The organism is Streptomyces chlorus (assembly GCF_042655885.1).
Classification (GTDB): Bacteria; Actinomycetota; Actinomycetes; order Streptomycetales; family Streptomycetaceae; genus Streptomyces; species Streptomyces chlorus.
Map to the genome: position 1 here is coordinate 83,627 of NZ_JBHSOA010000074.1, position 18,598 is coordinate 102,224.

16 protein-coding genes are annotated in these 18,598 nt (G+C 71.1%); 13 read left to right on the forward strand and 3 right to left on the reverse strand.

From position 1 onward, the window contains the following. The first annotated feature begins 107 nt into the window (after nucleotides 1–107). Complete coding sequence (locus tag ACFPZI_RS29380; RefSeq protein WP_381369252.1) at nucleotides 108–1,679, forward strand: PucR family transcriptional regulator ligand-binding domain-containing protein; 1,572 nt, start codon at nucleotides 108–110, stop codon at nucleotides 1,677–1,679. 115 nt (nucleotides 1,680–1,794) lie between these two features. Then, nucleotides 1,795–2,604 carry a phosphatase gene (locus ACFPZI_RS29385; RefSeq protein ID WP_381369255.1) on the forward strand — a complete coding sequence of 270 codons (810 nt, stop codon included), beginning with the start codon at nucleotides 1,795–1,797 and terminating at the stop codon, nucleotides 2,602–2,604. Here the strand turns inward: ACFPZI_RS29385 and ACFPZI_RS29390 are convergent, their stop codons facing one another. The 3 genes from ACFPZI_RS29390 to ACFPZI_RS29400 form a co-directional block, all read right to left on the reverse strand. Next, nucleotides 2,605–3,474 (reverse strand): acyl-CoA thioesterase, encoded by an 870-nt coding sequence (locus ACFPZI_RS29390; RefSeq protein WP_381369258.1) that lies wholly within the window; start codon nucleotides 3,472–3,474, stop codon nucleotides 2,605–2,607. 47 nt (nucleotides 3,475–3,521) lie between these two features. Further along, the gene (locus ACFPZI_RS29395; protein WP_381369261.1) at nucleotides 3,522–4,679 is read right to left on the reverse strand and encodes an acyl-CoA dehydrogenase family protein; all 1,158 of its coding nucleotides are present in this window, start codon (nucleotides 4,677–4,679) and stop codon (nucleotides 3,522–3,524) included. Nucleotides 4,680–5,001: 322 nt separating this feature from the next. Further along, nucleotides 5,002–5,598, reverse strand: a complete 597-nt coding sequence (locus ACFPZI_RS29400) for an SACE_7040 family transcriptional regulator (RefSeq protein ID WP_381369264.1) — start codon at nucleotides 5,596–5,598, stop codon at nucleotides 5,002–5,004. 86 nt (nucleotides 5,599–5,684) lie between these two features. Between ACFPZI_RS29400 and ACFPZI_RS29405 the strand changes: the two genes are divergently transcribed. From ACFPZI_RS29405 to ACFPZI_RS29455, 11 genes are all read left to right on the forward strand, one after another. After that, nucleotides 5,685–7,301: a carboxyl transferase domain-containing protein gene (locus ACFPZI_RS29405; RefSeq protein ID WP_381369266.1), complete on the forward strand. Its 1,617-nt coding sequence runs from the start codon at nucleotides 5,685–5,687 to the stop codon at nucleotides 7,299–7,301. Between the two features lie 28 nt (nucleotides 7,302–7,329). Then, the gene (locus tag ACFPZI_RS29410) at nucleotides 7,330–9,297 is read left to right on the forward strand and encodes an acetyl/propionyl/methylcrotonyl-CoA carboxylase subunit alpha (RefSeq protein ID WP_381369269.1); all 1,968 of its coding nucleotides are present in this window, start codon (nucleotides 7,330–7,332) and stop codon (nucleotides 9,295–9,297) included. Beyond that, nucleotides 9,294–10,241 (forward strand): hydroxymethylglutaryl-CoA lyase, encoded by a 948-nt coding sequence (locus ACFPZI_RS29415; RefSeq protein WP_381369271.1) that lies wholly within the window; start codon nucleotides 9,294–9,296, stop codon nucleotides 10,239–10,241. Before ACFPZI_RS29410 ends, ACFPZI_RS29415 begins: the two co-directional genes overlap by 4 nt. Before the next feature lie 6 nt (nucleotides 10,242–10,247). Further along, nucleotides 10,248–11,408, forward strand: a complete 1,161-nt coding sequence (locus tag ACFPZI_RS29420; RefSeq protein ID WP_381369274.1) for an acyl-CoA dehydrogenase family protein — start codon at nucleotides 10,248–10,250, stop codon at nucleotides 11,406–11,408. Nucleotides 11,409–11,502: 94 nt separating this feature from the next. Further along, a complete protein-coding gene (locus ACFPZI_RS29425) occupies nucleotides 11,503–11,850 on the forward strand; it encodes a Uma2 family endonuclease (RefSeq protein WP_381369277.1) in 348 nt (115 codons plus the stop codon). 92 nt (nucleotides 11,851–11,942) lie between these two features. Then, nucleotides 11,943–12,992, forward strand: coding sequence for an ABC transporter substrate-binding protein (locus ACFPZI_RS29430; RefSeq protein ID WP_381369280.1), 1,050 nt, complete (start codon nucleotides 11,943–11,945; stop codon nucleotides 12,990–12,992). 31 nt (nucleotides 12,993–13,023) lie between these two features. Continuing rightward, complete coding sequence (locus ACFPZI_RS29435; RefSeq protein ID WP_381369283.1) at nucleotides 13,024–13,272, forward strand: ferredoxin reductase domain-containing protein; 249 nt, start codon at nucleotides 13,024–13,026, stop codon at nucleotides 13,270–13,272. A gap of 201 nt (nucleotides 13,273–13,473) precedes the next feature. Then, nucleotides 13,474–14,916, forward strand: a complete 1,443-nt coding sequence (gene desA, locus ACFPZI_RS29440) for a lysine decarboxylase DesA (RefSeq protein ID WP_381369286.1) — start codon at nucleotides 13,474–13,476, stop codon at nucleotides 14,914–14,916. After that, nucleotides 14,900–16,192: a lysine N(6)-hydroxylase/L-ornithine N(5)-oxygenase family protein gene (locus tag ACFPZI_RS29445; protein ID WP_381369289.1), complete on the forward strand. Its 1,293-nt coding sequence runs from the start codon at nucleotides 14,900–14,902 to the stop codon at nucleotides 16,190–16,192. The genes desA and ACFPZI_RS29445 overlap by 17 nt, the downstream gene beginning before the upstream one ends. Continuing rightward, entirely contained in the window at nucleotides 16,189–16,755 is a 567-nt protein-coding gene (locus ACFPZI_RS29450) for a GNAT family N-acetyltransferase (protein ID WP_381369292.1), read from the forward strand. The genes ACFPZI_RS29445 and ACFPZI_RS29450 overlap by 4 nt, the downstream gene beginning before the upstream one ends. Next, nucleotides 16,752–18,560, forward strand: coding sequence for an IucA/IucC family protein (locus ACFPZI_RS29455; RefSeq protein ID WP_381369295.1), 1,809 nt, complete (start codon nucleotides 16,752–16,754; stop codon nucleotides 18,558–18,560). Before ACFPZI_RS29450 ends, ACFPZI_RS29455 begins: the two co-directional genes overlap by 4 nt. Nucleotides 18,561–18,598: the final 38 nt, after the last annotated feature.

Sequence of the window (18,598 nt, forward strand, 5' to 3'; positions counted from 1 at the left end):
GGGGACCTGGCCCGGCCGTACTGTCGGCGACGTTAGGTGGCCGGAAAGCGGCTGCAAAGTGTACGTTTCATCCACTTCGAACAATGGACATGGAGGAAACGTCCACCATGCCGGACCCCACGGTTCCCCCCACGCCTCCGGTGCCCCTGGACGCGCTCCTGGCACGGGAGGATCTGGGCCTGCGCCGGGTCGCCGGGCCCTCGGACCCCGGCATCGTCGTGCGCTGGGCGCACACCTCGGAGATGGCCGACCCGTACCCGTATCTGCTCGGCGGTGAGCTGCTGCTGTCGGCGGGCGTGCACATCCCGGACGGGGCGGGCCCGGGGTACTTCGACGCCTATGTGTCCCGGATCGTGGCGGCGGGCGGCGCGGCGCTCGGTTTCGGCCTGGCTCCGGTGCACGACACCCTGCCTCAGGCGCTGGTCGCGGCCTGTGAGCTCCAGGGGCTGCCGCTCCTGGAGGTGCCGCCGCGGACCACGTTCTCCGGGGTGGCACGCGCGGTGTGGCAGCTGATGGCGCAGGCCCGGCTGGCGGAGCTGCGCCGCGTGACGGAGGCCCACCGCAGTCTCGCCTCCGCCGCCGCCCGCCCGAACCCGGTCCCCTCGGTCCTGCACCGCCTCTCCCGGCACCTGGACGGCCGGGCGGTCCTCTTCGGCCCGGAGGGCACGGAGATCGCCGCCGCGGGCCGCACCCGGGGCGAGGAGACCGACACGGCCCTGGCGAAACTGGCCGAGGTGGTACGCCCGACGGGCCCGGACGAGCACCGGCCGGCCCCGACGAACGGAACGGGGCCCGGGACAGTACCCGGGGCCGGTGGTCCGGCGTCCCCGGCCGGGCGGACGCGGCCCCGTCCCTCGCCCGCCTCCGCCACGGACACGGTCGCCGGGGTCCGGCTGGCCGCCTACGCGCTCGGGGCCGGGCACGGGTTCGTGCTGGGCGTCGCGGCCCCGCCGAGGGACTCCGGGGACCACACCATCGCGTCCGTGGCCGCGGTGCTGCTCGCCCTGCTGACCGGTGAGCAGCAGAGCGGTACCGGCGCGGCCCGCTCCGCCGCGCTCGTACGGCTGCTGCTGGGGAGCGAGCCCCAGGACGTGGCGCCGTTGCTCGGCGGTGAACGGTGGCGGGTCGTGCACGCGCGCCGGGCCGTACGGCCTTCCGAGGTACAGCCCCCGGACGCCCTGGCGGCCTCCGCGCTCGGTGCCGCGCTCGGGTCGGCGCTGGTGGATCCGGCGGGCGGGATCGTACGGGTGCTCGTCCCGGCCGGCCGGGAACCGGAGGCGCAGCCCGGCTGGACCCTGGGGGTCAGCGCCGCCGTCGCCCCGTACGACTGGCCGGCGGCCGACACCCAGGCGGCCCGCGCGCTGGCCCGCGCCCGTGCCACCCGGGCCCCGCTCGTCGTGCACGGCGCCCGCCCCGCGCTGGACGACCTGGTCCCCCCGGCGGATGCGCAGGCCCACGCCCGCATGCTGCTCGCCCCGATCGCCGGCACGCCCGCGCTCACCGACACCCTGCGCACCTGGCTGTCCCTGCACGGTAGTTGGGACCGCACCGCGGTGGCCCTGTCCGTGCACCGCAACACCGTGCGGCAGCGGATCGCGCGGTGCGCGGCCCTGCTGGACGCCGACCTGGACGACCCGGACGTCCGCATGAACCTGTGGTTCGCCCTGCGCCGCACCTGACCTCCGGACCACGGCCACTCCGGGTACGCGTACGGAGGCCGTCCGAGTACGTGACGCACGTCCCAGGGGGTGATACCCAGGGACGCCCGCTCCGGCCTGCTCCACAATGGGGGGCATGCCGATATCCGGGACGCCCAGCCGCGCCGAACTCCTCGCCCACCTCGCCGACACGCGCATCGCGGGTGATGTCGCCACCCCGCGCGAGAACAATCTCTCCCACTACCGCAAGCTGGCGAACGGCGATCGCCACTACTGGCTCGGCCTGGAGCTCGGCGACCGCTGGAGCGACGAGCAGGACGTGCTCGCGGTGATGGCGGAGCGGGCCGGGGTCAGCGACGACGCCGAGCACCGGTACGGCCAGGACACCATCGATCCCGAGCTGACCGTGGCCGCCCTGGAGCGGATGGCGGGGCGACTGCGGAAGGCGGCGGACGGGCAGCAGCGGGTGCTGCTGGCCACCGGTCATCCCGGCGGCCTGCTCGACGTGCACCGTGCCACGGCCGCCGCGCTGCGCGCCGCCGGCTGCGAGATCGTGGTCATCCCGGACGGGCTGGCCACGGACGAGGGCTACGTGATGCAGTTCGCGGACGTGGCGGTGCTGGAGCACGGTGCCACGCTGTGGCACACCCACTCCGGTGAGCCGATGAAGGCCATTCTCACCGCCCTGGAGCGCGAGGGCCGCCCGCTGCCCGACCTGGTGGTCGCCGACCACGGCTGGGCGGGCTGCGCGGGGCAGCACGGCGTCGACTCCGTCGGCTACGCGGACTGCAACGACCCGGCGCTGTTCCTGGCCGAGGCGGAGGGCACCGTCCAGGTGACGGTCCCCCTCGACGACCATGTGGTCAGCCCCCGCCACTACGACCCGATGACGGCGTACCTGCTGGCGGAGGCGGGGCTGGTCCAGTCGACCCAGCCGGTCGGGTAGTCAGTCCCGCGGGACGCGGACCAGGCCCTCCTGGATGACCGAGACCGCGAGGCGGCCGTCCTGGGTGTAGATGCGGGCCTGGCCGAGGCCCCGGCCGCCGTGCGTGGACGGGGACTGCTGGTCGTACAGCAGCCATGCGTCGGCACGGAACGGGCGGTGGAACCACATGGCGTGGTCGAGGGAGGCCCCGACCACGTCCCCCACCGCCCAGCCGCCGCGGCCGTGGGCGAGCAGCACCGAGTCCAGCAGCGTCATGTCGGAGACGTAGGTGGCGAGGACGACGTGCAGCAGCGGGTCGTCAGCGAGTTCGCCGTTGGTGCGGAACCACACCTGGGAGTGGGGTTCGCGAGGCTTGCCGAAGCGGCCGTAGGGCGGCTCGTCGACGTAGCGCAGGTCCACGGCCCCGCGGGCCTCCAGGAAGCGCTCGACGACGTCGGGGGCGAGATGCCCGTAGTCGCGCAGCCGTGCCTGGGAGGTGGGCAGCGTGTCCGGGTCGGGCGCGGACGGCATCGGTTCCTGGTGCTCCAGGCCCTCCTCGTACCTCTGGAAGGACGCCGAGAGGTGGAAGATCGGCTTGCCGTGCTGGACCGCGACGACCCGGCGGGTGGTGAAGGAGCGGCCGTCACGGATCCGGTCGACGGTGTAGACGATGGGCGCGCCGGCGTCACCGGGGCGCAGGAAGTACGCGTGCAGGGAGTGGGCGGGCCGGTCCGCGGGGACGGTCCGCCCGGCGGCGACCAGCGCCTGCGCGGCGACCTGCCCGCCGAAGACACGGGGGACGACGGCGAAGCGGGACTGGCCGCGGAAGATGTTCTCCTCGATCTGCTCGAGGTCGAGCAGATCGAGGAGTTCCTGTAGTGCCTGGCTCATGGGGTCAGTTGTACCGGTACTTGTAGAGGCCAGGGATGTCGGCGGCCTTACAGGCCCATGTCCTTGGCGATGATCGACTTCATGATCTCGCTGGTGCCGCCGTAGATGCGGTTGACCCGGTTGTCCGCGTACAGGCGGGCGATCGGGTACTCGTTCATGTAGCCGTAGCCGCCGTGCAGCTGGAGGCAGCGGTCGATGACGCGGTGCGCGACCTCGGTGCAGAACAGCTTGGCGGAGGCGGCTTCGGCGGGGGTGAGTTCGCCCGCGTCCAGGGCCTCCGTGGCGCGGTCGGCGACGGCCTCGGCGGCGTCCACCTCGGCCTGGCAGGCGGCCAGCTCGAACTTGGTGTTCTGGAAGTGGGCGACCGGCTTGCCGAAGACGGTGCGCTCCTGCACGTACTGCTTGGCGAACCGGACGGCGGCCTTGGCCTGCGCGTAGGCGCCGAAGGCGATGCCCCAGCGCTCGGAGGCCAGGTTGTGGCCGAGGTAGGAGAAGCCCTTGTTCTCCTCGCCGAGGAGGTCCTCGACGGGGACCTTGACGTCGACGAACGCCAGCTCGGCGGTGTCGGAGGTCTTCAGGCCGAGCTTGTCGAGCTTGCGGCCGACGGAGTAGCCCTCGGACGTGGTGTCGACGGCGAACAGGGAGATGCCGTGGCGGCGGTCCTCCGCGGTCGGGGCGGCGGTACGGGCGCAGACGATCACCTTGTCGGCGTGGACGCCGCCGGTGATGAAGGTCTTGGCGCCGTTGAGGACGTAGTGGGTGCCGTCCTCGCTGAGCTTGGCGGTGGTCTTCATGCCCGCGAGGTCGGAGCCGGTGCCCGGCTCGGTCATCGCGATGGCCCACATCTCCTCGCCGGTGGCGAACTTGGGCAGGTAGCGCTTCTTCTGCTCGTCGGTGGCGAGCATCTTGAGGTACGGCAGGGCGAGCAGCACGTGCACGCCGGAGCCGCCGAACTGCACGCCGGCGCGAGCGGTCTCCTCGTAGAGGACGGCCTCGAACTTGTGGGTGTCCATGCCCGCGCCGCCGAACTCCTCGGGCACGCTGATCCCGAAGATGCCCAGCTCACCGAGCTTGTAGTAGAAGTCGCGGGGCGCCTGGCCCGCCGCGAACCACTCGTCGTAGACCGGGACGACCTCGGCCTCGATGAAGTCGCGGATGGTCTCCCGGAAAGCCTCGTGGTCCTCGTTGAACACCGTACGGCGCACGCCGCCGCCCTCCTTCGCGCCTGGTCCGGCGCCGCTGTCGCGTTCCTGGTTGCCCGACGTCGGGGTGCCCCACAACCTGGCCGCCCCACGCGCCTAAGCGCTTGCTCAGTACCTCGACCCTACCGGCGAGTAGCCAGAGCCGTCCAGACCACGGCCCCCGTAACGCTCGTCACGTGTGCCGGCGCGCCGGCCTCGAGAAGGACCCGGAACGGCGAGCCCGAGGCCAGGCCGAGCCCGGCCCGACCGGGCTCCGAGTCAGCCCGAGCCCCAGGTCGGACCGGACCCCGGGCCAGCCCGAGCCCCGGGCCGGCCCGACCCCGGGTCAGGCCGGGCCCGCCGCGGCGAAGGCGCCGCGGGCCATCCGGTGCAGGAGTGCCGCCGTCGTGGCGCGGCCGGGCAGGGAGCCGGGCCGGGCGAGGTGCGGGGTGGAGTTGAGCAGCCCGAACACGGAGTGCACGGCCGAGCGGGCGGCGGGTTCGGCCAGGTCCGGGTACAGCGCGCACACCACCCCGACCCACAGTTCGACGTACTGCCGCTGCAACTGCCGCACCAGCTTGCGGTCGGTGTCCCGGAGGCGGTCCAGCTCACGGTCGTGCAGGGTGATGAGGGGCCGGTCGTCGAGCGCGAAGTCGATGTGGCCCTCGATCAGCGAGTCCAGGACCACCTCGGGAGCCGCCCCGCCGACCTCCTTCAGGCGCTGTTTCGCGCCGGTGAGCAGCTGGCCGCTGATCCCCACCAGCAGCTCCGAGAGCATCGCGTCCTTGCCCGCGAAGTGCCGGTACAGGCCGGGTCCGCTGATACCGACCGCGGCGCCTATCTCGTCGACCCCGACTCCATGGAAACCGCGCTCGGCGAACAGCCGCGCGGCCTCCTTGAGGATCTGCTCGCGGCGGGTCGGGGCGTCGGTTCTGGTGGTCATGGGAACGATTCTAGACAGCGGGGTTAGCGGTCGTTAACCTGAGGGAAATCCGTTAACGGTCATTAACCAGGCGAGGGGACCGGCAGATGGACGAGGCACCGGAACTTCACAGCGCGGCCGATCCCGCGTCGGATTCCTTTCGGGCCAACGAGGAGGCGCACCGCGCGCTCGTCGAGGGGCTGCGCGCCAAGCTGGCGGCGGCCGCGCTCGGTGGCGGCGAGCGGGCGCGGGCCCGGCACACCGCGCGGGGGAAGCTGCTGCCGCGCGAGCGCGTGGACACCCTCCTCGACCCCGGTTCGCCCTTCCTGGAGCTGGCCCCGCTGGCGGCCGACGGGATGTACGAGGGGCAGGCCCCGGCGGCCGGGGTGATCGCCGGGATCGGGCGGGTCTCCGGGCGCGCGTGCGTGGTGGTCGCCAACGACGCGACCGTCAAGGGCGGCACGTACTACCCGATGACGGTGAAGAAGCACCTGCGCGCACAGGAGGTGGCCCTGGACAACCGGCTGCCCTGTGTCTACCTGGTGGACTCCGGCGGGGCCTTCCTGCCGATGCAGGACGAGGTGTTCCCGGACCGGGACCACTTCGGGAGGATCTTCTACAACCAGGCCCGGATGTCCGGCGCCGGCATCCCGCAGATCGCGGCCGTGCTGGGTTCGTGCACGGCGGGCGGGGCGTACGTCCCGGCGATGAGCGACGAGGCGGTGATCGTCCGCGGCCAGGGCACGATCTTCCTCGGCGGCCCGCCCCTGGTGAAGGCGGCCACCGGCGAGGTCGTCACGGCGGAGGAGCTGGGCGGCGGAGAGGTCCACTCGCGGGTCTCCGGGGTCACCGACCATCTCGCGGAGGACGACGCGCACGCGCTGAGGATCGTGCGCACCATCGTCTCGACCCTCCCGGCGCGCGGTCCGCTCCCCTGGGGAGTCGAGCAGGCCGTCGAGCCCAAGGTCGACCCGCTGTCGCTGTACGGCGTGGTCCCGGTCGACTCCCGTACGCCGTACGACGTGCGGGAGGTCATCGCGCGCGTGGTGGACGGGTCGCGTTTCGCCGAGTTCAAGGCGGAGTTCGGGCAGACCCTGGTGACCGGCTTCGCCCGGATCCACGGCCATCCGGTGGGGATCGTCGCCAACAACGGCATCCTGTTCTCCGAGTCGGCCCAGAAGGGCGCCCACTTCATCGAGCTGTGCGACCAGCGCGGGATCCCGCTGGTGTTCCTGCAGAACATCTCCGGCTTCATGGTCGGCAAGGACTACGAGGCCGGCGGCATCGCCAAGCACGGCGCCAAGATGGTGACGGCGGTGGCGTGCACGCGGGTGCCGAAGCTGACGGTGGTGGTCGGCGGTTCGTACGGCGCGGGCAACTACTCGATGTGCGGCAGGGCGTACTCGCCCCGCTTCCTGTGGATGTGGCCGGGCGCCAAGATCTCCGTCATGGGCGGCGAGCAGGCCGCCTCGGTGCTGGCGACGGTCAAGCGGGACCAACTGGAGTCGCGCGGGGAGAGCTGGCCGGCCGAGGACGAGGACGCCTTCAAGACGCCGATCCGTGACCGGTACGAGCGGCAGGGCAACGCCTACTACGCGACGGCCCGCCTGTGGGACGACGGAGTGATCGACCCGCTGGAGACCCGGCAGGTCCTGGGCCTGGCCCTGACCGCGTGCGCCAACGCGCCACTGAGTGACCCTCAGTTCGGCGTCTTCCGGATGTGAGGGACGGACGACTGTGACAGATCGAACGATGTTCGAAACAGTTTTGGTGGCCAACCGGGGCGAGATCGCCGTCCGGGTCATCCGCACCCTGCGGTCGATGGGCGTGCGCTCGGTGGCCGTCTTCTCCGACGCGGACGCCGACGCCCGGCACGTCCGCGAGGCCGACACGGCGGTACGGATCGGGCCGGCGCCGGCCGCGGAGAGCTATCTGTCGGTGGAGCGGCTGCTCGAGGCCGCCGTCCGCACCGGCGCCCAGGCGGTGCACCCCGGGTACGGGTTCCTCGCCGAGAACGCGGGGTTCGCGCGGGCGTGCGCCGAGGCGGGGCTGGTGTTCGTCGGGCCGGCGGCGGACGCGATCGCGCTGATGGGCGACAAGATCCGCGCGAAGGAGACGGTACGGGCGGCCGGGGTCCCGGTCGTGCCCGGCTCCAGCGGCAGCGGCCTGACGGACGGGCAGCTCGCCGACGCCGCTCGTGAGATCGGCATGCCGGTGCTGCTGAAGCCGTCCGCGGGCGGCGGCGGCAAGGGCATGCGCCTGGTGCGGGAAGCGGACCGGCTGGCCGAGGAGATCGCCGCCGCCCGCCGCGAGGCCCGCGCCTCCTTCGGTGACGACACGCTGCTCGTCGAGCGGTGGATCGACCGCCCCCGGCACATCGAGATCCAGGTGCTGGCCGACGGCCACGGGGGCGTCGTCCACCTCGGCGAGCGCGAGTGCTCCCTCCAGCGCCGCCACCAGAAGATCATCGAGGAGGCACCCAGCGTCCTGCTGGACGAGGCGACCCGGGCCACGATGGGCGAGGCGGCGGTCCAGGCGGCCCGCTCGTGCGGCTACCGGGGCGCGGGCACGGTGGAGTTCATCGTGCCGGGCGGCGATCCCTCGTCGTACTACTTCATGGAGATGAACACCCGCCTCCAGGTGGAGCACCCGGTCACCGAACTCGTCACGGGGCTGGACCTGGTGGAGTGGCAGCTGCGGGTGGCGGCGGGCGAACCGCTCGCCTTCGCGCAGGACGACATCCGGCTGACCGGCCACGCCGTCGAGGCCCGGATCTGCGCCGAAGACCCCTCACGCGGCTTCCTCCCCTCCGGCGGCACGGTGCTGAAGCTGCGCGAGCCGCAGGGCTGGGGGTCCCCCCTGCTCGAAGAGCTCGGGGGAGGCATCCGCACCGACTCCGGGCTCAGCGAGGGCACGGAGGTCGGCAGCCTGTACGACCCGATGCTGTCCAAGGTGATCGCGTACGGCCCCGACCGCGCGAGTGCGCTGCGCAGGCTCCGGGCGGCGCTCGCGGAGACGGTCACGCTGGGCGTGCCGACCAACGCCGGGTTCCTGCGGCGGCTGCTCGCGCACCCGGCGGTGGTCGCCGGCGACCTGGACACGGGGCTGGTGGAGCGCGAGGCGGAGAGCCTGGTCCCCGCGGACGTACCGGAAGAGGTGTACGAGGCGGCGGCCGCGGTACGGCTGGACGCGCTGCGTCCGCGCGGCGACGGCTGGACGGACCCGTTCTCGGTGCCGAGCGGCTGGCGCCTGGGGGGTACGCCGAGGCCGGTCGCGTTCCACCTGCGGGTCACCGACCCGGTGGAGCACACCCCGCGCGGCTCCCACACGGTCACCGAGGACCGGGTGTCGGTGACGCTGGACGGTGTCCGGCACACCTTCCACCGTGCCGCCGACTGGCTCGGCCGCGACGGCGACGCCTGGCATGTGCGCGACCACGACCCGGTCGCCGCGTCCCTGACCGGCGCGGGCCGGGCGGACGCCGACTCGCTGACCGCGCCGATGCCCGGCACGGTGACGGTGGTGAAGGCCGCCGTCGGCGACGAGGTGGCAGCCGGCCAGAGCCTGCTGGTGGTGGAGGCGATGAAGATGGAGCACGTCATCTCCGCCCCGCACGCCGGCACGGTCACCGAACTGGACGTGGCCCCGGGCACGACGGTCGCCATGGATCAGGTACTGGCCGTCATCGCACCCGCGGCCACGGAGGAGGAGACGGCATGAACGCCGCCGGACTGGGCCTGCCCATGGCCGTACCGGACGAGAAGCTGCCCGCGCGCGTGCGGATCCACGAGGTGGGGGCGCGCGACGGCCTGCAGAACGAGAAGGCCGTCGTCCCGGTGGAGGTGAAGGCGGAGTTCATCCGCCGCCTCGCCGGGGCGGGCCTGACCACGATCGAGGCGACGAGCTTCGTCCACCCCGACTGGGTTCCCCAACTGGCGGACGCGGAGCAGCTGTTCCCGCGGGTCGGCGGCCTGCCGGTCGCCCTGCCGGTACTGGTGCCGAACCTGCGGGGCCTGGACCGCGCACTGGCCCTCGGCGCCCGCCGGGTCGCGGTGTTCGCCAGCGCCACGGAGTCCTTCGCCAAGGCCAACCTCAACCGCACGGTGGACGAGGCACTGGCGATGTTCGAGCCGGTGGTGGCCCGCGCGAAGGCCGAGGACGTCCATGTCCGGGGCTATCTCTCGATGTGCTTCGGCGACCCGTGGGAGGGCGCGGTCCCCCTCGCCCAGGTGGTCGGCGTGTGCCGGGCCCTGCTGGACATGGGCTGCGACGAGCTGAGCCTGGGCGACACGATCGGGGTGGCCACACCGGGCCATGTGAGCGCCCTGATCACCGCGCTGGCGGACGCCGGCGTACCGGTGTCCGCCCTGGGCGTGCACTTCCACGACACCTACGGCCAGGCCCTGTCCAACACGCTGACCGCGCTCCGGCACGGTGTCACCACGGTCGACGCGTCCGCCGGCGGCCTGGGCGGCTGCCCGTACGCGAAGTCCGCCACCGGCAACCTCGCCACCGAGGACCTCGTGTGGATGCTGCGCGGACTCGGCATCGACACCGGAGTCGACCTCGGCCGTCTCGTCGCCACAAGCGTCTGGATGGCCGCCCACCTGGGCCGACCCAGCCCGTCCCGCACCGTCCGAGCCCTCTCCCACCAGGAGCAGTGAACGACCATGGACCACAGGCTCTCCCCCGAACTGGAAGAACTCCGCCGTACTGTCGAGGAGTTCGCGCACGATGTCGTGGCGCCGAAGATCGGCGACTTCTACGAGCGGCACGAGTTCCCGTACGAGATCGTCCGGGAGATGGGCCGCATGGGCCTGTTCGGCCTGCCGTTCCCGGAGGAGTACGGCGGGATGGGCGGCGACTACTTCGCGCTGGGCGTGGCCCTGGAGGAACTGGCCCGGGTGGACTCGTCGGTGGCGATCACCCTGGAGGCCGGGGTCTCGCTGGGCGCGATGCCGGTCCATCTCTTCGGCACGGAGGAGCAGAAGCGCGAGTGGCTGCCCCGGCTGTGCGCGGGCGAGATCCTGGGCGCGTTCGGGCTGACCGAGCCGGACGGCGGCAGTGACGCGGGCGCGACCCGCACCACGGCCCGGCTGGACGAGTCGACCGGCGAGTGGGTGATCAACGGCACGAAGTGCTTCATCACCAACTCGGGCACGGACATCACGGGCCTGGTCACGGTGACGGCGGTCACCGGACGGAAGCCCGACGGCAAGCCGCTGATCTCGTCGATCATCGTCCCGTCGGGCACCCCGGGGTTCACGGTGGCGGCCCCGTACTCGAAGGTCGGCTGGAACGCGTCGGACACGCGGGAGCTGTCCTTCGCGGACGTGCGGGTGCCGGCGGCGAACCTGCTGGGTGAACAGGGCCGGGGCTACGCCCAGTTCCTGCGCATCCTCGACGAGGGACGCGTCGCCATCGCGGCACTGGGCACGGGCCTGGCGCAGGGCTGTGTGGACGAGTCGGTGAAGTACGCCAAGGAACGGCATGCCTTCGGGCGGCCGATCGGCGCCAACCAGGCCATCCAGTTCAAGATCGCGGACATGGAGATGAAGGCCCACACCTCGCGCCTGGCGTGGCGGGACGCGGCCAGTCGGCTGGTGGCCGGGGAGCCGTTCAAGAAGGAGGCGGCGCTGGCCAAGCTGTACTCGTCCACGGTCGCGGTGGACAACGCCCGTGACGCCACCCAGATCCACGGCGGCTACGGCTTCATGAACGAGTATCCGGTGGCCCGCATGTGGCGCGACTCCAAGATCCTGGAGATCGGCGAGGGCACGAGCGAGGTCCAGCGGATGCTGATCGCCCGGGAGTTGGGTCTGCCGGACTGAACGAAGAGGGCGGGCCCGCGCCGACGCAAGCGCGGGCCGGCACCCCCTCGAAGACGACACCGCCTCTACGTTCGGTCACCCCGCGATCGGCCGCATGCGGCGCCCCGATGCCGTCGTCGTCCCCGAGTCCGTCCTCGACGAGGAGGGTCTCGCCATCGACGCGACACAAGTCCTGGCAGTCATCGAGGTCGTCTCTCCGTCCAACCCGAACAACGACTACGGCGAGAAGCTCGCCGAGTACCCCGCGATGGGCATCCCGCACTCCCTGATCGTCGACCCCCGCACCGGCACGATCGAGGCGCACTCCGCCCCGTGCGGCAACCGCTACAGCGACAAGGACCCGTACATCTTCGGAGACACGGTCCCGCTCGGGCCCTGGACGGTGGACACCTCCGCACTCCGCCGCTATGGCAGGGACGGGGACGAGACCTCTCGGGCATAGTTCGGGACACCCCCTGGACAGGGTGCAAGGTTAGGCTAACCTAAGCCTGTTCAGTCGAGGCCGGCTCCGTACGCACGAAAGCAGACCCACCCATGTCGAACGCCAGAACCGCCCGCTTCTCCCGTCGCGGCATCCTCGCCGCCGGTGGCGCCCTCGGACTCGGTGCCGTGCTCGCGGCCTGCGGGGACGGCGACGCCAAGAACGGCGGCTCGGACTCGTCGGCGGCTGCCGAGGAGTCGTCCGGCCCCTGGTCCTTCAAGGACGACCGCGGCACGACGGTGAAGCTGGACAAGGTCCCCGCGAACATCGTCGCGTTCACCGGGGTCGCCGCCGCGCTCCACGACTACGGCGTCCAGGTCAAGGGTGTCTTCGGTCCGACGAAGACCAAGGGCGGCGAGGCCGACGTCCAGGCCGGCGACATGGACATCAGCAAGGTGACCATCCTCGGCAACGTCTGGGACCAGTTCAACGTCGAGAAGTACGCGACCCTCGCCCCCGAGATCCTCATCTCCACCACGTTCGACGACGCCGGCACCCTCTGGTACGTCCCCGAGACGTCCAAGGACAAGATCGCCAAGCTCGCGCCGAGCGTCGCCGTCTCCGTCTACGACCGCCAGTTGACCGCGTCGCTGGAGCGCATGTGGGAGCTGGCCGAGTCGCTGGGCGGCGACATGAAGGCCGCCAAGGCCACCGACGCGAAGAAGCGCTTCGAGGAGGCCTCCGAGCGGCTGCGCCAGGCCGCGAAGGCCAACCCCGACATCAAGGTGATGGCCGGTTCCGCGAGCGCGGAGCTGTTCTACGTCTCCGGCACCAACCTCTCGGTCGACCTGGAGTACTTCAAGGCCCTCGGGGTGAACTTCGTCGAGCCGACCGAGAAGGCCAAGGAGCCCACCGGTGGCTGGTTCGAGAGCCTGAGCTGGGAGAACGTCGACCAGCACAAGGCCGACATCATCATCATGGACGACCGCACCTCGGCCATGCAGCCCGCCGACATCACCGAGGCGACCTGGAAGAAGCTGCCCGCGGTCAAGGCCGGTCAGGTCATCGGGCGTTCCGCCGAGCCGATCCTGTCCTACGACAAGTGCGTGCCGCAGATCGAGGCCCTCGCCGAGGCCATCGAGAAGGCCAAGAAGGTCAGCTGACCCTCTCCGCCCCCCGTCACCGGAGCCGTCCGTGACCACTGCCGCAGCCGTCCCGTTCCGCCCCCTCTCCCTCCAGGTCGCCGGAACGAGGCGGCTCGGCCCTTCCCCGGCCCGGGTCACCTTCAGCGGGGCCGCCCTGCGCGGATTCCGGCCCGACGGGCTGGACCAGTCCCTGACGCTGGTCGACATCGACATCGACATCGACATCGCGACTTCGCCGACGAGTGCGGTCTCGAACGCCGCCGCGTCACCTGCGTGGGGTACTGGCGCCGCGGCCTGACGGAGGAGCAGCTGCGCCAACAGCGGTGGCAGCGAACCCACTTGAGCCCGCCTCACACCTCGCGAGGGAGTGAGGACGGTCACTGCGACAACGGGAATGAAACGCAGTTGATTAGGTTAGGCTCACCTAAGTAAAAATGGGCCGCACCGCGGCGTGCCCGCTCCCTCCCCGCACCGGACCGTCCCCACCGGAGGCCCCCACATGCGCTCGCACCTGCTCAACGACACCACCGCGGAGCACTATCGCCGCTCCGTGACCGAAGGAGTCGAGCGGGTGGCAGCCAAACTCGCCACCACAGCACGTCCGTTCACCGGCATCACGGTCGACGCCCTCGCCCCCGCCATCGAGCGCATCGATCTCGACCGGCCGCTGCACGACACCACCGCGGCACTGGACGAACTGGAGGACGTCTACCTCCGGGACGCGATCTACTTCCACCACCCCCGCTACCTCGCCCACCTCAACTGCCCGGTCGTCATCCCGGCCGTGCTCGGCGAGGCCGTGCTCTCCGCCGTCAACTCCTCCCTGGACACCTGGGACCAGTCGGCCGGCGGCACCCTCATCGAGCGCAAACTGATCGACTGGACCGCCGCCCGGATCGGTCTCGGCGATGCCGCCGACGGGGTGTTCACCTCCGGCGGTACCCAGTCCAACCTCCAGGCGCTGCTGCTGGCCCGCGAGGAGGCGAAGACCCGCGATCTCGCGACCCTGCGCGTCCTCACCTCCGAGGTCAGCCACTTCAGCGTGCAGAAGTCCGCGAAACTGCTCGGCCTCGGACCGGACGCCGTGGTGTCGATCCCCGTCGACCACGACAAGCGGATGCAGACCGTGGCCCTCGCCCGCGAACTGGCGCGCTGCGCCGAGGACGGCCAGGTCCCCATGGCCGTCGTCGCCACCGCCGGCAGCACCGACTTCGGCTCCATCGACCCGCTGCCCGAGATCGCCGAACTGTGCGCGCAGTACGGCGTCTGGATGCACGTGGACGCCGCCTACGGCTGCGGACTCCTCGCCTCGCTGAAGCACCGGGACCGCATCGACGGCATCGAGCACGCGGACTCGGTCACCGTCGACTACCACAAGTCCTTCTTCCAGCCGGTGAGTTCGTCCGCCGTGCTGGTCCGGGACGCGGCCACGCTGCGGCACGCCACCTACCACGCGGAGTACCTCAACCCGCGCCGCATGGTGACCGAGCGCATCCCCAACCAGGTGGACAAGTCCCTGCAGACCACCCGCCGTTTCGACGCGCTGAAGCTGTGGATGACACTGCGCGTGATGGGCGCCGACGGCATCGGCCGGCTCTTCGACGAGGTCTGCGACCTGGCCCAAGGCGGCTGGCAACTGCTCGCCGCCGACCCGCGCTTCGACGTGGTCGTCGAGCCGTCGCTGTCCACGCTCGTCTTCCGGTACGTCCCGGCCGCGGTCACCGACCCCGCGAGCATCGACCGCGCCAACCTCTACGCCCGCAAGGCCCTGTTCGCCTCCGGTGACGCGGTCGTCGCGGGCACCAAGGTCGCCGGGCGCCACTACCTGAAGTTCACCCTGCTGAACCCCGAAACCACGACGGCCGACATCACCGCCGTCCTCGACCTGATCGCCGGCCACGCCGAGCAGTACCTGGGAGAGTCCCTTGAGCGCGCATCCTGAAGCCCCGGACACCACCTACGACTTCGTCGGTATCGGGCTGGGCCCCTTCAACCTCGGCCTCGCCTGCCTCACCGAGCCCATCGGTGAACTCAGCGGCGTCTTCCTGGAGTCCAAGCCGGACTTCGAGTGGCACGCCGGGATGTTCCTCGACGGCGCCCACCTCCAGACGCCGTTCATGTCGGACCTGGTCACCCTCGCCGACCCGACGTCCCCGTACTCCTTCCTCAACTACCTGAAGGAGAAGGGCCGGCTGTACCCGTTCTACATCCGCGAGAACTTCTACCCGCTGCGCGTCGAGTACGACGACTACTGCCGCTGGGCCGCCGCGCGGCTGGGCAGCATCCGCTTCTCCACCACCGTCACCGAGGTGACGTACGACGAGGCGGAGGAACTGTACGCCGTACGGACGCGAGAGGGCGGCACCTACCGCGCCCGGCGGCTGGTGCTCGGCACCGGGACCGTGCCGTTCGTGCCCGAGGTGTGCCGGGGCCTGGACGGCGGCCTGTTCCACACCTCGCAGTACATGCACCGCAAGGCGGAGCTGCAGGAGAAGAAGTCGATCACGATCGTCGGCAGCGGGCAGAGCGCCGCCGAGATCTACTACGAACTGCTCGGTGAGATCGACGCCCACGGCTACCAGCTCAACTGGGTCACGCGCTCCACCCGGTTCTTCCCGCTGGAGTACACCAAGCTGACCCTGGAGATGACGTCCCCGGACTACATCGACTACTTCCGCGCGCTGCCCGAGGAGACCCGCTACCGGCTGGAGAAGCAGCAGAAGGGTCTGTTCAAGGGCATCAACTCGGAGCTGATCGACGCGATCTTCGACCTGCTGTACCAGAAGAACGTCAGCGGCGGCGGTCGTCCCGTCCCCACCCGGCTGATCGGCAACTCCACGCTGACCGGGGCGCGTCACGAGGGCGGCGCGTACACGCTCGGCTTCCACCAGGACGAGCAGGACAAGGACTACGAGATCCGCACCGAGGGCCTGGTGCTGGCCACCGGCTACCACTACGAGCCGCCGGCCTTCCTCGACCCGGTCCGGGGCCGCATCCGCTTCGACGGCCACGGCCGGTTCGACGTGGCCCGCAACTACGCCGTCGACGTGACCGGCCGGGGTGTGTTCCTGCAGAACGCGGGCGTCCACACGCACAGCGTCACCAGCCCCGACCTGGGCATGGGCCCGTACCGCAACAGCTGCATCATCCGCGAGCTGCTCGGCACCGAGTACTACCCCGTCGAGAAGTCCATCGCCTTCCAGGAGTTCACGGTATGAGCACCACCAACGCCGGCCTGCGGACCGCGCTGGGCACCTTCGGTGTCCGCCCGCTCGATCCGCTGAAGGACGCCGGACTGCTGCACTCCTGGGTCACCCACCCCAAGGCGGCCTTCTGGATGATGCAGGACGCGACACCGGAGGACGTCGAGCGCGCGTACCTGCGGATCGCGGCCGACGAGCACCACCACGCCCTGCTGGGCCTGCACGACGGCGTACCCGCCTTCCTGATGGAGACGTACGACCCCGCCCACCGCGAGCTGACCGGTCTGTACGAGCCGGAGCCCGGGGACGTCGGCATGCACTTCCTGGTCGCGCCGGCCGGCACCCCGCTGCACGGCTTCACCCGGGCCGTGATCACCACCGTCCTCGCGCACATCTTCGACGACCCGATGGCCGTGCGGGTCGTCGTCGAACCGGACGTGTCCAACAAGGCGGTCCAGACCCTGAACGAGGCCGTGGGCTTCGTCCCCGTACGCGAGATCGACAAGCCGGAGAAGAAGGCATTGCTGAGCTTCTGCACCCGTGAACAGTTCGCCGCGGCCACGGGGGTGAGCGTATGAGCCCCGCCGACGCGAGCCTCGCCGACGCCGTGGACCATCTGACCCCCGAACGCTGGGAGACGGCCAACCGCCTGCTGATCCGCAAGGCGCTCGCCGAGTTCGCCCACGAGCGGCTGATCGCACCGGAGCCCGCCCCGGAGCGCGAGAGGGAGGAAGGCGCGGGCGCGTACGTCGTGCGCAGCGACGACGGACTGACCGAGTACCGCTTCACCGCCGTCCGCCGTGCCCTGGACCACTGGCAGGTCGCCGCCGAATCCGTCACCCGGCACCGCGACGGCAACGAACTCCCGCTCGCCGCAATGGACTTCCTCGTCGAGCTGCGGAAGTCGCTGGGGCTGAGCGACGAGGTCCTGCCGGTGTACCTGGAGGAGATCTCCTCCACCCTCTCCGGCACCTGCTACAAACTGGCCAAGCCCGCCGTCACCTCGGCCGAGCTGGTGGACGCCGGTTTCCAGGCCGTCGAGACCGGCATGACCGAGGGCCACCCCTGCTTCGTCGCCAACAACGGGCGCCTCGGCTTCGGCATCCACGAGTACCGGGCCTACGCGCCGGAGACGGCGAGCCCGGTGCGGCTGGTGTGGCTGGCCGCGCACCGCTCACGGGCGGCGTTCACCGCCGGCGTCGGCATCGAGTACGAGTCGTTCCTGCGGCAGGAGCTGGGCGAGGACACCGTCGAGCGCTTCCACCGGACGCTCACGGAGCTGGGGCTCGACCCGGCCGACTACCTGTTCATCCCCGTCCATCCCTGGCAGTGGTGGAACAAGCTCGCCGTCACCTTCGCCGCCGAGGTCGCCCGCCGCCACCTGGTGTGCCTGGGCGAGGGCGACGACGAGTACCTGGCCCAGCAGTCCATCCGCACCTTCTTCAACCGGTCGAATCCGCGGAAGCACTATGTGAAGACGGCCCTGTCCGTCCTCAACATGGGCTTCATGCGCGGCCTTTCGGCCGCGTACATGGAGGCCACCCCGGCGATCAACGACTGGCTGGCCCAGTTGATCGAGAACGACCCGGTGCTGCGGTCGACCGGGCTGACGATCATCCGGGAGCGGGCCGCGGTCGGCTACCGGCACCTGGAGTACGAGAAGGCCACCGACCGCTACTCGCCGTACCGCAAGATGCTGGCCGCGCTGTGGCGGGAGAGCCCGGTGCCGTCGCTGCGGGAGGGCGAGTCCCTCGTCACGATGGCCTCCCTGCTCCATGTGGACCACGAGGGGACGTCCTTCGCGGGCGCGCTGATCGAGCGGTCCGGCCTGACGCCGGTTCAGTGGCTGCGGCACTACCTGCGCGCCTACTACACGCCGCTGCTGCACAGTTTCTACGCCTACGACCTGGTGTACATGCCGCACGGCGAGAACGTGATCCTCGTCCTCGAGGACGGGGTGGTGCGGCGCGCGGTCTACAAGGACATCGCCGAGGAGATCGCGGTGATGGACCCGGACGCGGTGCTGCCGCCGGAGGTCTCCCGCATCCGCGTGGAGGTGCCGGAGGACCAGAAGCTGCTGTCGATCCTCACGGACGTCTTCGACTGCTTCTTCCGCTTCCTGGCCGCCGACCTCGCCACCGAGGGCATCCTCACCGAGGACGATTTCTGGCGGACGGTCGCGGAGATCACCCGTGAGTACCAGGCGTCGGTGCCCGAACTCGGCGACAAGTTCGCCCAGTACGACATGTTCGCGCCCGAGTTCGCGCTGTCCTGCCTCAACCGGCTCCAGATGCGCGACAACCGGCAGATGGTCGACCTCGCGGACCCGTCCGCCGCGCTCCAGCTGGTCGGCACCCTGAAGAACCCCCTCGCCGGGTTCTGATCCACGAACCGGCGGGCACCCCACAGTACGGTCCTGCG